General features: G+C 71.5%; 14 protein-coding genes. 11 read left to right on the forward strand and 3 right to left on the reverse strand.

Translation table 11 applies throughout. The features are described 5' to 3' along the window. Positions 1-7: 7 nt before the first annotated feature. Positions 8-1102, forward strand: a complete 1095-nt coding sequence (locus tag ACEYYH_RS09055; protein ID WP_374977857.1) for an NAD(P)-binding domain-containing protein — start codon at positions 8-10, stop codon at positions 1100-1102. 4 nt (positions 1103-1106) lie between these two features. On the opposite strand, the gene ACEYYH_RS09060 is transcribed toward ACEYYH_RS09055, so the two are convergent. Further along, positions 1107-1688 carry a TetR/AcrR family transcriptional regulator gene (locus ACEYYH_RS09060; protein ID WP_374977858.1) on the reverse strand — a complete coding sequence of 194 codons (582 nt, stop codon included), beginning with the start codon at positions 1686-1688 and terminating at the stop codon, positions 1107-1109. A 72-nt stretch (positions 1689-1760) separates the two neighbouring features. On the opposite strand from ACEYYH_RS09060, the gene ACEYYH_RS09065 reads away from it, so the two are divergent. Then, positions 1761-2165 carry a VOC family protein gene (locus tag ACEYYH_RS09065; protein WP_374977859.1) on the forward strand — a complete coding sequence of 135 codons (405 nt, stop codon included), beginning with the start codon at positions 1761-1763 and terminating at the stop codon, positions 2163-2165. 53 nt (positions 2166-2218) lie between these two features. Next, positions 2219-2863, forward strand: coding sequence for an NAD(P)H-binding protein (locus ACEYYH_RS09070; protein WP_374977860.1), 645 nt, complete (start codon positions 2219-2221; stop codon positions 2861-2863). A gap of 3 nt (positions 2864-2866) precedes the next feature. On the opposite strand, the gene ACEYYH_RS09075 is transcribed toward ACEYYH_RS09070, so the two are convergent. Next, positions 2867-3160 (reverse strand): DUF503 domain-containing protein, encoded by a 294-nt coding sequence (locus ACEYYH_RS09075; protein ID WP_310290420.1) that lies wholly within the window; start codon positions 3158-3160, stop codon positions 2867-2869. Between the two features lie 54 nt (positions 3161-3214). Here ACEYYH_RS09075 and ACEYYH_RS09080 point away from each other — a divergent pair, with 54 nt between their 5' ends. The 8 genes from ACEYYH_RS09080 to ACEYYH_RS09115 all read left to right on the forward strand — a co-directional run bounded on the left by ACEYYH_RS09080 (position 3215) and on the right by ACEYYH_RS09115 (position 11555). Then, complete coding sequence (locus ACEYYH_RS09080) at positions 3215-4264, forward strand: zinc-dependent alcohol dehydrogenase family protein (protein WP_374977861.1); 1050 nt, start codon at positions 3215-3217, stop codon at positions 4262-4264. 115 nt (positions 4265-4379) lie between these two features. Continuing rightward, entirely contained in the window at positions 4380-4547 is a 168-nt protein-coding gene (locus ACEYYH_RS09085) for a hypothetical protein (RefSeq protein ID WP_374977862.1), read from the forward strand. A 7-nt stretch (positions 4548-4554) separates the two neighbouring features. Further along, a complete protein-coding gene (locus tag ACEYYH_RS09090) occupies positions 4555-5337 on the forward strand; it encodes a PH domain-containing protein (RefSeq protein WP_374977863.1) in 783 nt (260 codons plus the stop codon). A gap of 293 nt (positions 5338-5630) precedes the next feature. Beyond that, positions 5631-7079 (forward strand): 30S ribosomal protein S1, encoded by a 1449-nt coding sequence (rpsA, locus tag ACEYYH_RS09095; protein WP_374977864.1) that lies wholly within the window; start codon positions 5631-5633, stop codon positions 7077-7079. Between the two features lie 181 nt (positions 7080-7260). Beyond that, positions 7261-7770 (forward strand): GIY-YIG nuclease family protein, encoded by a 510-nt coding sequence (locus tag ACEYYH_RS09100; protein WP_374977865.1) that lies wholly within the window; start codon positions 7261-7263, stop codon positions 7768-7770. Between the two features lie 102 nt (positions 7771-7872). Further along, a complete protein-coding gene (locus ACEYYH_RS09105; RefSeq protein WP_374977866.1) occupies positions 7873-8544 on the forward strand; it encodes a hypothetical protein in 672 nt (223 codons plus the stop codon). Between the two features lie 177 nt (positions 8545-8721). Next, complete coding sequence (locus ACEYYH_RS09110) at positions 8722-10395, forward strand: sensor histidine kinase (protein ID WP_374977867.1); 1674 nt, start codon at positions 8722-8724, stop codon at positions 10393-10395. Further along, positions 10392-11555: a hypothetical protein gene (locus tag ACEYYH_RS09115; protein WP_374977868.1), complete on the forward strand. Its 1164-nt coding sequence runs from the start codon at positions 10392-10394 to the stop codon at positions 11553-11555. The genes ACEYYH_RS09110 and ACEYYH_RS09115 overlap by 4 nt, the downstream gene beginning before the upstream one ends. A gap of 30 nt (positions 11556-11585) precedes the next feature. On the opposite strand, the gene ACEYYH_RS09120 is transcribed toward ACEYYH_RS09115, so the two are convergent. After that, the gene (locus ACEYYH_RS09120) at positions 11586-12380 is read right to left on the reverse strand and encodes a response regulator transcription factor (RefSeq protein WP_374977869.1); all 795 of its coding nucleotides are present in this window, start codon (positions 12378-12380) and stop codon (positions 11586-11588) included. Between the last annotated feature and the right edge of the window lie 79 nt (positions 12381-12459).

Raw genomic sequence — 12459 nt, forward strand, 5'->3', positions numbered from 1 at the left:
CGTGTGCATGGAGCCCGCACCCGTCGACGTCGTCGTGATCGGCGCCGGCCAGGCGGGCCTCTCGGCCGCCTATCACCTCCAGCGGCGCGGATTCGTCCCGCTTCATCGTGCGACCGGCGCGGACCAGACGTTCCTCGTCGTCGATGCGAATCCCGTGCCCGGGGGAGCCTGGCAGCACCGCTGGGCGTCGCTGCGGATGGCGACGGTGAACGGCATCCACGAGCTGCCCGGGTTCGCGGTGCCGCCGGCCGATCCTGCCGCGGCGAGCCGCGACATCCTTCCCGCGTATTTCGCCGACTATGAGGACCGCTTCGCCCTCGACGTGCTCCGGCCCGTGCAGGTGAAAGCCGTGCGCCGCGCCGACGACGACCCGCGCGGCCGGCTCGCGGTCGAGACCGATCGCGGCACGTGGGCCGCGCGCTTCGTGATCAACGCGACCGGCACGTGGACGCGTCCGTTCTGGCCGAGGTATCCGGGGCAGGAGCGCTTCCGCGGGCGCCAGCTGCACGTCGGCGACTACGTCTCGGCCGAGGAGTTCCGCGGCAAGCGCGTCGTCATCGTCGGCGCCGGGATCTCGGCGGTGCAGCTCCTCGATGAGATCTCGCACGTGGCCGACACGTTCTGGGTGACGCGGCGCGCGCCGGAGTGGGTCGAGGACGATTTCGACATCCCGGCGCGCGTCGCCGCCATCGCCGGCGTCGAAGACCGTGTGCGCCGCGGCCTGCCGCCCGGCAGCGTGATCTCGGTGACCGGCATGCACTGGACGCCGTGGGCGCGGGCCGCCGAGGCACGGGGCGTGCTGGTGCGGCACCCGATGTTCGCCTCGATCGAGGAGGAGGGCGTGCGCATGCCCGACGGAACGCTCGAGCGCGCCGACGTCATCCTGTGGGCCACCGGCTTCCGGCCCGCGCTCGACCACCTCGCGCCGTTGCGCCTGCGCACGCCCGAGGGCGGGTTCCGGGTGGAGAACGGGCGCTCGATCGACGAGCCGCGACTGTTCCTCATCGGCTACGGCCCGTCGCAGTCGACGGTCGGCGCGAACCGAGCCGGCCGCGACGCTGTCCGCGCCATCGTCGCCGACCCCGTCGCGCTCGCCGCCTGACATCTCACGAGGGCGTGAGCGCGTCCAGCAGCAGGTCGAGCGCCCCGTGCGCCGCCCCGCGGGCCCGTGCGTCGCCCGGCCGGTCGGCGAGCCACAGCGCCGCCTCGTTCATCGCCCCACTCAGCTGCTGGGTCACGGCCTCGACGAGGTCGCCGGGAACCGTCCCGAGCGCCGCGACCGCCTCGCGCAGCTCCCTGCCCGAGGCGGCCGCGTCGAGCTCGCGCCAGCGGCTCCAGCCGAGCGCCGCGGGCGCGTCGACCAGCAGGATGCGCGCGGCCCGGTCGTCGGTGATCGCGTCGAGGAACGCGTGGCTTCCGGCGCGCAGCTGGGACGCAGCATCCGTCTCCTCCTCCGCCGCGGTGACGACGCGCGCCGCGATCTCGGTCTGCAGCTGCTCGGCGACCGCCGAGAACAGTCCGAGCTTGCCGTCGTAGTGGTGGTACACCGCGCCGCGCGTGACGCCCGCCTGCCGGGCGATGTCGTCGACGGATGCTGCGGCGAAGCCGTCCGTCGCGAAGCGATCACGCGCGACCTCCCACACGCGGCGGGCGGTCTCGGCGGCGACGGCGGCGCTGGTTCGAGGCATGGCGTTCCTTTACGTGCGCGATGTATGTATAGTGAGGTTTACAGACACAGTGTACGTAAAGAGGGGGATGAGATGGAGAGCCTCACGAGCTTCTACCCCGTGGTGATGACGACGGATGCCGCCGCCTCCGCCCGCTTCTTCGAAGACCACTTCGGCTTCGCGCGGACGTTCGCCGCAGAGTGGTACGTGAGTCTCGTGCGCGACGGATCGGAGCTGGCGTTCCTGGCGAGCGACCACGAGACGATCCCTGCCGGCTTCGGCGCGCCCGCGCGCGGCGTGCTGCTCAACGTCGAGGTCGACGACGCCCGCGCGGCCCACGAACGCCTTGTGGTGGACGGCGGTCTGGAGTGCGTGCTGCCGCTGCGGGACGAGTCGTTCGGTCAGCGCCACTTCATCCTCGTGGCGCCCGGGGGCGTCCTCGTCGACGTCATCGAGCCGATCGAGCCGTCCGCGGAGTTCGCCGCGGCCTTCGCGTGATGCGCGAGTCCTCGAGCGCGGCGTAGCGTGGAGGGCACGACGAAGGGGGACCCATGGCCCGCATCCTGATCTTCGGCGGCCACGGCAAGGTCGCGCTGCTGCTCGAGCCGCTGCTCGTCGCGCAGGGGCACACCGTGACCGCGGTGATCCGCAACGCGGACCACGAGGCCGAGGTCGCGGCGACGGGCGCGCAGCCGCTCGTCGCGGATGTCGAGGCGCTCGACCTCGACCAGCTTGCGAACATCGTCGCCGGCAACGACGTCGTGGTGTGGTCGGCCGGCGCCGGCGGCGGGAACCCGGCGCGCACGTACGCGGTCGATCGCGATGCCGCGATCCGCTCGATGGACGCGGCTGCGGCCGCCGACGTGCTGCGCTACGTGATGGTGTCGTGGGTGGGATCGCGTGCAGACCACGGCATCGCGCCCGACGCCTCGTTCTTCCCGTACGCCGATGCGAAGTGGGCCGCCGACGCCCACCTGGCCGCGAGCGCGCTCGACTGGACGATCCTCGCGCCCGGCACGCTCACGCTCGATCCGCCGACCGGCCGCATCGCCCTCGATCCGGACGACGCAGGCGCCGTCGCCCGGGCCGATGTGGCCGCGGCGATCGCGGCGACCATCGCGGACGACACCACGATCGGGCGGACCATCCGGTTCGGCGGCGGCGACGAGGTCATCGGCCACGCGATCGCGGGCTGAGCCTCAGTCCTCGCTGGAATGCAGGCCGCGGCGCGCCGACAGCAGCGTCACCTCGGGGTGATCGGCGACCAGGCGCTCGGCGTGGTCGAGCACGTCGCGCACGTGCGACGACCCCGACGCCACGATCGAGACGCCGATCCTCGCGCGGCGGTGCAGGTCGTGCTCGCCGACCTCCGCGGCGGCCGCCTCGGTGCGCCGGCTCAGGTCGGCGATGAGCGGACGCAGCACGCTGCGCTTCTCTTTCAGCGAGCGGACGTCGCCGAGCAGCAGGTCGAACTCGATCCACCCGATCCACATGGCTCCATCGTGCCAGCGGCCGCCGGCGCCCGCGGGCGCGCCTAGGCTCGTGTCATGCTCGCCACCGTCATCCATGCCGCCCGCGACATCCGCGTCGAGAACGTCCCCGATCCCGTGCTGTCCACCGGCGCCGACGCGATCGTGCGCGTGGTCGCCGCCTGCGTGTGCGGTTCCGACCTCTGGCCCTACCGCGGCGTCACGCCCACGCACGAACCGCACCGTATCGGTCACGAGTTCGTCGGCATCGTCGAGGAGGTGGGCGTCGACGTCGAGATCGTGCGCCCCGGTGACTTCGTGATCGCGCCGTTCTACGTGTGCGACGGCACCTGCGCGAACTGCCGCAACGGCGTCAGCACGTCGTGCCTGACTGGCGGCTGGTGGGGCAGCGATGACCGCTTCGGCGGCTTCGCGGACGGCGGTCAGGGCGAGCGCGTGCGCGTGCCGCTCGCCGACGGCACCCTCGCCGTCGTGCCCGGACCGGTCGCGGATGACGAGATCCCTGGCCTGCTCACCCTCAGCGACGTCATGGGCACGGGCCACCACGCCGCGGTCTCCGCCGGCGTGGGCCCGGGCGATTCCGTCGCCGTGGTGGGCGACGGCGCGGTCGGGCTGTGCGCCATCATCGCGGCGAAGCGCCTCGGCGCCACCACGATCATCGCGATGTCGCGTCACCCGCAGCGCCAGGCGCTCGCGCGCGAGTTCGGCGCCACAGACGTCGTCGAGGAGCGCGGCGATGCCGGCGTCGACGCGGTGCGCGCGCTGACCGGCGGCATCGGTGCGGACCGCGTGCTCGAGTGCGTCGGCACGAAGGAGTCGATGGACCAGGCGCTGCGCTCGACACGTCCCGGCGGCATGGTCGGCTACGTCGGGGTTCCCAACGGCGGGCCGGAGCTGCCCGTGCGGCAGATGTTCAACCGCAACGTCGGCGTCAACGGCGGCGTCGCGCCGGTGCGCGGCTACATCGAGGAGCTCCTGCCCGACGTGCGCTCGGGTGCGATCCAGCCCGGCCGCGTGTTCGACCTCGAGCTCCCGCTCGAAGACGCCGCCGAGGCGTACGCTGCGATGGACGAGAGGCGCGCGACGAAGGTGCTGCTGCGGCCGTGAGCTCGCCGCACGGCGCGCCCGAACCCCGGCTCCGCGATTCGCGACGCGCCGCGCGCCTGCGCGCGACGGGGTGTTCGTGGGGTAGAACAGCAGGAAGTCGAAGGGAACCCGAACCGTGAAGCTCGTCAAGCGCATCGTCGTGGTGCTCATCATCGCGTTCGCGGCGTTCTACCTCATCACCCGGCCGCAGGACGCGGCGAACGCCGTGCAGGGCGCCGTCGGCGCCGTGTGGGGCGCCGGGGTCGCCGTCGTCGACTTCTTCATGGCGCTCGTCCAGGGCTAGGACCGAGATGTTCGATCCGCGGATCGAGAAGCACCTGATCTCGGATCAGGGGGAGCACATCGTCGACGAGGTCCGAAAGCACTGGGCCGCCACGGTCTCGGCGGTGCTCGAGCTCTTCGGCGGCATCGTCGTCGTCCTCCTCACGTTCTTCGTTCCGCCGCAGGCATGGTGGGTGCCGGCGCTCCTGGGGGCCGCGGTGACCGTGCACGCGATCTGGCGGATCTTCGAGCAGCACACCGACCGCTTCGTCATCACCAACATGCGCGTCTTCCGGGTGCACGGCATCCTCTCGCAGCGCATCGCGACCATGCCGCTCGCGCGCATCCTCGACATCTCCGTCTACAAGCCGCTCGTCGGCCGCATCTTCGGCTACGGGCACTTCGTGTTCGAGTCGGCCGCACAGGAGCAGGGCCTCCGCGAGATCCGGTACGTCGGCGATCCCGACCGGCGCGGCCTCACGATCCAGCGCGTCATCCAGCAGGCCGGCCTCCGCGGTGCGGCCGGGCGCTCGGGGGTGGATCCGTTCGCCGGGGCACCCTTCGCACACCCGCCGCAGCCGCAGCCGGAGGCCGCAGCATCCGTCACCGTCGCCCCTGCCGCCGACGACCGCCACGCGACCGCCCCGGTTCCGGACGTGCGACGCGGCTCGACGTCGGGGTGGGACTGGCTCGCCGACGCGCAACGGCGCGAGGACGAGCGGCTGGCGCAGCTGCGCGGCGAGGCGGCGCCGTCGCCGGCGCCCTTCGATCCCGACCGTACGAACACCGCGCCGATCGAGCTTCCTCGCTGACCGGAACGGCTGACCGGAACGGATGCCGCACCCCTCGATGACGGGAGATTTCGGGTCCGCCGGGAACATCGCAGGCGACCCGGCCGTTCTGTTACCCTGGAGTGTCACTCGTGTGGCTGTTTCGCCACGCCTGTGTTCCGGTTCGCGCCGGTGATCGGTCTCCCGTCAGGGTCCGAGTGACATCGCTGGAAAATCCGCTTCGCCTCGGTTCGAGGCATCCGTTCGCCCTCGTGCGGCGGAAGCCGCTGAAAGCCGGGGCCCGACACCAAACCCCAACAAGGACAACCCACTACATGACTACCGCAACGACCGCCCCGGCCACCAAGCAGGTCGCGATCAACGACATCGGATCTGCCGAGGACTTCCTGGCCGCGGTCGAGAAGACTCTGAAGTTCTTCAACGACGGCGACCTCATCGAGGGCACCGTGGTGAAGATCGACCGCGACGAGGTGCTCCTCGACGTCGGTTACAAGACCGAGGGCGTCATCCCCTCGCGTGAGCTTTCCATCAAGCACGACGTCGACCCCAACGAGGTCGTCAAGGTCGGCGACGAGGTCGAAGCCCTCGTTCTCCAGAAGGAGGACAAGGAAGGCCGCCTCATCCTCTCGAAGAAGCGCGCACAGTACGAGCGTGCGTGGGGCGACGTCGAGAAGATCAAGGAGAACGACGGTGTGGTCACCGGCTCCGTGATCGAGGTCGTCAAGGGCGGTCTGATCGTCGACATCGGCCTGCGTGGCTTCCTCCCCGCATCGCTCATCGAGCTCCGCCGCGTCCGCGACCTCACGCCGTACCTCGGGCAGGAGATCGAGGCGAAGATCCTCGAGCTCGACAAGAACCGCAACAACGTCGTGCTGTCGCGCCGCGCCCTGCTCGAGCAGACGCAGTCCGAGTCGCGCACCACGTTCCTCAACAACCTCCACAAGGGCCAGGTCCGCAAGGGCACGGTCTCGTCGATCGTCAACTTCGGTGCGTTCGTCGACCTCGGTGGCGTCGACGGTCTCGTCCACGTCTCGGAGCTCTCGTGGAAGCACATCGAGCACGCGTCCGAGGTCGTCGAGGTCGGCCAGGAGGTCACCGTCGAGATCCTCGAGGTGGACCTCGACCGTGAGCGCGTCTCGCTGTCGCTCAAGGCGACGCAGGAGGACCCGTGGCAGGTCTTCGCCCGCACCCACGCGATCGGCCAGGTCGCGCCGGGCAAGGTCACCAAGCTGGTTCCGTTCGGTGCGTTCGTGCGCGTCGCGGACGGCATCGAGGGCCTCGTGCACATCTCGGAGCTGTCGGGCAAGCACGTCGAGCTCGCTGAGCAGGTCGTGTCGGTCGGCGAAGAGGTCTTCGTCAAGATCATCGACATCGACCTCGAGCGTCGCCGCATCTCGCTCTCGCTCAAGCAGGCGAACGAGTCGGTCGACCCGCACGGCACCGAGTTCGACCCGGCCCTCTACGGCATGGTCACGGAGTACGACGAGCACGGCGAGTACAAGTACCCCGAGGGCTTCGACCCCGAGACCAACGCATGGCTCGAGGGCTTCGACGAGCAGCGCGAGAAGTGGGAGCAGGAGTACGCCGCCGCCCACGCTCGCTGGGAGGCCCACAAGGCTGCCGTCACCAAGGCTCTCGAGGCCGAGGCGAACGCGCCCGTCGAGACCGGCTCGTCCAGCTTCTCGTCCGACAGCAGCCCCCTGGGCACGCTGGCCGACGACGAGGCACTCGCAGCTCTGCGCGAGAAGCTCTCGGGTCGCTGATCCTGAGCTGAGCCGCCCGGTTCGCTGAACCGCCTGGTTCGAGAGGCCGTCACCACCGCTTCGGCGGGGTGGCGGCCTCTCGCGTACCCGGCACGTCGGAGGTCGCCGGTACCGTCGCCCTGTGCCAGTGTTTCCTCCCGCCGCGCGATGTCTTGTGGACGATGACCGATGCCGCGGCCCCGTGCCGGCTGACGCTCCGGTCGCGCTCTGCGAGGCGCATCTCGCCGTCGCGGGGGAGTGGGCGGACGCCCAGTACGGTGTCACCGACGCTCTGCCCTCGCCGTGCCGGCTGTGCGGTTCGCGGCTCGGTGTCCGTTATCCGTCGGGCTGGCTGTGCGCGGCGTGCGAGTGGCGCTACGGCGATCTGCCCGACGACGACATCGCTCCACCGCGGGTCGACGTCGTGTACTACCTGCGCTACGACGATCGCGTGAAGATCGGCACGAGCGCGAATCCGCGGCAGCGCTTCGGGGCCATCTGGCACGACGAGCTGCTGGCGTTCGAGCGCGGCGGGCGCACGCTCGAGCAGCGGCGGCACGCGCAGTTCGCCGCCGATCGCTTCCCGGGCACGGAGTGGTTCCGCCGCTCCGACGTCCTCACCGCGCACATCGCCGTGCTCGCCGCCGGTGTCGACGACCCGTGGCAGCTCCACGCCCGCTGGCTGAGCGAGGCGCTCGCGGCGCGCGGGTGAGTCCGTACGCTCTGCGAGAACGGCCGCGGATCCTCCAGCAGCTTCCGAGGAAACACGCCTAGTTTGAGGTTCGACCCGCCCACGCAGACGACGGAGCAGCACATGGGATTCCTCGACCGACTGTTCGGAGGCACGGATGACGCGCGCCAGGCGCCGCCCGTTCCGCAGAACCGCTACGGCGCCCAGGGGCCGGGCATGCAGCCGCCCCGGAGCGAGGACGAGATCGCGATCGAGCGCTACCGGTACCTGTTGAAGACCGCGCCGCCCGAGACCATCGAGCAGGTCCATGCCGAGGCCTTCGCGAAGCTCACGGAGCCGCAGCGGCAGCAGGTGCTCGCCGAGCTCTCGGCGGGGCTCCCGCCGCAGGAGCAGCCGCGCTCGACCGATCCGCAGGCGATGGCCCGTGCGGCGACCCGCGCCGAGTACACCAACCCCGGGTTCATGGAGCGCACCCTCGGGCCGCAGCGCCAGGGTCCCTCGTTCGGCTCGATGCTCGGGTCGTCGATCCTCGGCACCGTGGTCGGCTACGTCATCGGCTCGGCACTGGTGAGCTCGTTCATGGCGCCCGGCCTCGCGTACGACCAGGGCTACGAGGACGGCTCCGCCGCCGACAACGGCTCCGGCGAGAGCGGGGCCTCCGGCGAGACCGGCGCTGCGGAGGCCGGCGCCGACTCGGGGGCGGGGTGGGGCGGCGACCCGGGCTCGGGCTGGGGCGGCGATGCCGCGGCCGGAGACATGGGCGGATTCGGGGACTTCGGCGACTTCGGGTTCTGATCCGAGGTCCGACCCCACCGAGCCGCTGACAATCCCGGATCGCGGCGGGACACCGCTCGGCGCGTGGTTTCTTCCCGTCGACGGGGTTTCTCGGCGCAGGCGGGCTCGGCGGCCCGGGAGGGCGGCGGCGAGCGCGCCGTTCGGGCACGGGGCCGCAGCATCCGTTATTTTCGCGGTATGACCGCCGCGACACCGGGCGAGCCGGGCAGACCCGCGGCGCGTGCCCGCACGGGCGGGACCGCGCCGGACGGCGCCGATCGCACGCGCGGTCGTACGGCGACGCTGAACCAGCTGCTGCTGGCCGCGGTGGTGTTCGTGCTCGGCGTCCTCGTGGCGGTCGGGCCGTTCGGCGGCGAGCCGGTGCTCTTCTTCCTCGGCGTCGTCATCGTGGTCGCGGTGACCGCCGTCACGCTCGTCGTGCCCTGGGGCCGCTTGCCGTACGGGTGGGTCGCGGTGGTGCCCGCGATCGACGTCGTCGCGATCACGCTGATGCAGATCGCGGCCCCCGACACCGCGCTCGGGCTCCTGTGGATCTTCCCCGCGACGTGGCTCGCGGGCGGCTTCGGGCTGCTCGGCCTGTTCGGCGTGATCGTCGCGATCGCGGGCATCGTGAGCGTGCTCACCGCGCTCAGCGCCACCGAGGTCACGTACCGGACCTTGCTGCTGCCGCTCGTGATCATCGCCGTCGCCGTCACCAGCCACCTCAACGCCCGCAGGTCGGACGCCCAGCGCATGCTGCTGGCGAAGCAGTCGCAGCTGCTCGCGAGCGTGCTCGCGCGCTCCAGACGCCAGGAGCAGGTCGTCACGGAGGTTCTCGACGCCGTCGACTTCGGCGTCGTGCGCATGGGTGCGAGCGGCCGCGTCGCGGTCACCAACGAGGCCCACGGCAAGCTCCTGCAGGGATTCGAGCTCGAATCCGACGGCACCGGGGTGCCGGCGTTCCGCGACGACGGCACCTCGCCACTGCCCCTCGACGAACTGCCGCTGGAACGTGCGCGCCGCGGCGAGGCGTTCGATGACCAGGTGGTGTGGTTCGGGGACGAACCCGGACCCCGCCGAGCACTCACGGTCACGGCGCGTCGTCTCACCGACCCCGACGGCGGCGACGCCGGCGCGGTGGTCGTCTCGCGGGACGTGACGGCCGAGCTCAACGCCCTCCGCGCCCGCGACGACCTGGTGGCCTCGGTGTCGCACGAGCTGCGCACCCCGCTCACCTCGATCCTGGGCTACCTCGACCTCGCCATCGAGGACCCCGACACACCCGACGCGGTGCGGGCGAGCCTCGACGTCGCCGAGCGCAACGCGGAGCGCCTGCTGCGCATCGTGGCCGACATCCTCGCGGCGTCGAGCTCGTCGCCGTCGGCGGTCGAGTCATCTCTCGCCCCGCAGCTCCTCGATGCACGCGACCTCGTGCGCGCCGCCGCGGCCGACGCGCTGCCGAGGGCCGCCGCCCGTGCGATCATCATCGACGAGACGGGCCTCGAGCCGGCGACCGCGTGGGCCGACCCGCTGCGGCTGCGGCAGGTCGTCGACAACCTCGTGTCGAACGCCATCGCCTACAACAAGGACGGCGGCACCGTGTTCGTCGGCACCACGACCGACGGCACGTCGAGCTGGATCCTGGTGCGCGACACCGGCGTCGGCATCTCGGACGCCGACCGCTCGCGCCTCTTCCAGCGGTACTACAAGGCGGGCGGCGAACGCCGCGCAGGAACCGGCCTCGGCCTCGCGATCACCCGTGACATCGTGCGCGCCCACGGCGGCGACCTCGCCCTGCACAGCGCCCCCGGCGTCGGGTCGACCTTCATCGTGAAGCTGCCCGCGATCGGCCCAGATGGAGAAGAAGGATGAACCTCGATCTGCCGAGCGTGCTCATCATGACCGCGCTGGTCGTCAACGTCAGCGGCGTGCTGTTCATCCTCGAGACCCTGCTGCGTCGGGACGAAGGCGCAGGGCGGATCTGGTCGGTCGCGTTCCTCGCGGCGATGCTCACCACCCTCGCCTACACGATCTGGGCGCAGTCGGACGGCGCCTGGTGGGCGATCGCCGTCGGCAACGCGGCGTTCGTCGCGGGCACCGGATGCATGTGGCTGGGATGCCGCCGCTTCAACCGGCGCGACATGCGCTGGTCGTCGGTCCTCGTCGCCGGTGCCGTGGCGATGGCGGTCATCGCGGTCGCCGTCGACCGCGAGGCCGGCGACTGGGCGGGTGCGCTGTGGATGTTCGTGCCGCTGCTGTGCTTCGCCGGCGCGGGCGCCGTGGAGTGCCTCCGCGGCGACATGCGGGAGTCGCGGACGGCGTGGGTGCTCGGGGCCGTCCTCGGATTCCAGTCGCTGTACTACGTCTCACGCACCACCGCCTTCGTGACCTCCGGCCCCGACAGTGCATTGTTCCAGACCGCCTTCGGGACGATCAGCACCAGCTATCTCACCGTGACGCTGACGATCGTGGCCGTCGTCGTGACGTCGGTGCTGCGGGCGAGCCGCGCGCCGATGCGCGGCTACCTGCGTGAGGCCCGCGCCGTCGACGACGAGCAGGGCATCCTCAGCGACGCGTCGTTCGCCGCGGTTCTCGAGGGCCTCTGCCGGCGCGCCGAGCGGCGCTTCGAGCCGATCGCGGTGACGGCCGTCCGCCTCGACGACCTCGACCAGATCTCGACCGCGTTCGGAAGCGATGTCGCGGGAGCGGTGGCGGCGGCCTGGCGGACCGGGGTGCGTCATCACGCGCCCACGAACGCCGTCGTCGGCCAGGACGGGCACACCGGGCTCGTGATCGGCCTCGCGGTCGCGTCCCCGCAGGAGGCGCGGCGGCAGGCGGGCGCGATCTACCGCGGCCTCTTCGACGACCTGGGCAAGGTCGGCGGGGGCGTGATCCCCGTGGTCGGGGTCGGCGTGGCGCTGAGCGAGTCGGCGGGGTATGAGCCGGCGGAGCTCATGCGCGTCGCCCGTGAGGCCGCGAGCCGTGCCGCGGCGAACGTCGAGACGTCGGTCCTCGTCGACGAGGGCGAGTAGCGGCATCCGTCCGCCCTCGCGCAGCGCGCGTCAGGCGGTGAGCCGGTAGCCGACGCCGCGCACGGTCTCGATCCACCGCGGCTGCGCGGGCGACTCGCCGAGCTTGCGCCGGAGGTTCGCCATGTGCACCTCGATCGCGCGCGCATCGCTGTCGGAGACGAAGTCGCTGACCGCATACTGATCGCCGCGCAGCATGAGGGCGAGGTCCGACTTCGCCCGCACCCGCCGGCCCGCCACGAGCAGGTCGGCGAGGATGTCGAACTCGCTGCGCGTCAGCTCGACGTCCTGGTCGTCCACGGTGACGAGGTGGGTCGAGGCGTTGAGGCGCAGGCCATGGTGCTCGAGCCAGACGTCGTCGGACGACCCGTTCTCGCCCACGTTGTCGGGGTCGGCCGGCGCCACGTGCCGCGGCCGACGCAGCATGGCATCGATGCGGGCGCGCAGCTCGCGCGGGCGGAAGGGCTTGGCGACGTAGTCGTCGGCCCCCGCCTCGAGACCCTGCAGTGCGTCGATCTCCTCGGTGCGGGCGCTGAGCATCACGATGTACGTCGAGCTGATGGCCCGGATGCGCTTGGCGGTCTCGAAGCCGTCCATGCCGGGCATGTTGACGTCGAGCGTCGTGACGAGCGGGCTGTGCTCCCGCACCAATTCCACGCCGTCGGCGCCGTTGGCCGCGCCGTGCACCTCGAAGCCTGCCTGGGCGAGCACGGTCGACAGGAGAGAACGGATGTCTTCCTCGTCCTCGATCACGACCGCGACGCGCGCTTCTTCCACCGGTGCACCCTCCGGGTCCGGTGCTGTCGACGGACCCTGGACGTCGGTCATGATATCCCAGAACGCGACGCGGAACTGGTGCGGCAAGCCGTCTATCACAGGATGCGACCGTATGCGAGGCGGGCCGTGG

Source organism: Microbacterium trichothecenolyticum, assembly GCF_041938625.1.
In the GTDB taxonomy this organism is placed as follows: domain Bacteria; phylum Actinomycetota; class Actinomycetes; order Actinomycetales; family Microbacteriaceae; genus Microbacterium; species Microbacterium trichothecenolyticum_D.